The organism is Streptomyces sp. NPDC037242, from assembly GCF_055604165.1.
The window spans coordinates 70,933-71,897 of record NZ_JBVJUY010000041.1 but is presented as its reverse complement, the minus strand read 5'-3'; the positions used below and the strand labels follow the sequence as shown (position 1 = coordinate 71,897).

The window sequence follows — 965 nt, the reverse complement described above, 5'->3', positions numbered from 1 at the left end:
CCCGCGCGCCCAGCAACCCGCCCCCCCCCCTACAACACCAAAACGTCCCTACCCCCCCCCCCCCCCACCCACCCCACACCCCCCCCCCCCCCCCCCCCCCCCCCCCCCCCCCGGGCCACATGGGGACTTTCGACCCTGGCGTGAGGCTCGCCACATCGCTACCCATTCGGCCGGTTCTGGTGTTGAGTGTCCCCACGCTCGATCTTGCCCCGCCCCGGACCGCCCGCACCCCTGGAGGACCGCGTGTTCCCCTCCATCTCCCTCGCCCAGGAGATCGGCCTCGCCGTCCTGCTCGTGGCTGCTCTCGTCTGGGTCGTCGGCCTCGGCCACATGCTGTGGGACAGCCGTTTCCACCACCCGGAGCCCGGCGCCTTCGACGGCCTCGCGGTCATCCCGGCCCAGCGCACCGCGGCCGCTCACCCGATGGAGTCGGTGGAGCTGACCGAGGCGGAGCAGCAGGCCTTCGCGGGCCTGATCCGCACCATCCCCCTGAGCTGACCCGGGGATCCGGAGCCCTCGGTTGCGGGGCCGGTCCCCGGCGCCGATAGTGGGATGAGCGGCCGCACCTTGATCATCAGCGGCAGGAGCCCCTGGTCAAGGGGCCGCAGCCCCCACTCTCCCGACTCCCACCTCGTCATCGAGGCAAGAGGAGCGCTCCCATGCGCAAGAAGACTCGTGTGCGTCGCCTCCTGGCGGTTTCGTCGGTTTTCGCGGCCGGAGGCCTCATGCTGCTGCCCGCTCCCACGGTTGCGGCGCAGTCGGCGACGCGCGGCATCGCAGCGGCACGGATCCCGGAAGGCACGTTCCAGATCGTGAACGTCCAGACCGGCAAGTGCGCCACCGTCGCCGGTGGCAGCACGACCGCGAACAACCACCCGCTCGTGCAGTTCGACTGCGACACCCACCCCTCACGCCGCTGGAACATCACCAACGGGGACGGCAGCTCCTTCCAGATCGTCAACCGT

Annotated in this window: 2 protein-coding genes; both read left to right on the top strand. The window is 71.3% G+C overall.

Annotation, left to right across the window (positions count from 1 at the left end; all coding sequences use genetic code 11):
* The first annotated feature begins 243 nt into the window (after window positions 1-243).
* A complete protein-coding gene (locus ACZ7GJ_RS34230; protein WP_470757306.1) occupies window positions 244-498 on the top strand; it encodes a hypothetical protein in 255 nt (84 codons plus the stop codon).
* Window positions 499-659: 161 nt separating this feature from the next.
* Window positions 660-965: RICIN domain-containing protein (locus ACZ7GJ_RS34225; protein WP_470757304.1), on the top strand; the 306-nt coding region annotated here is incomplete at its 3' end.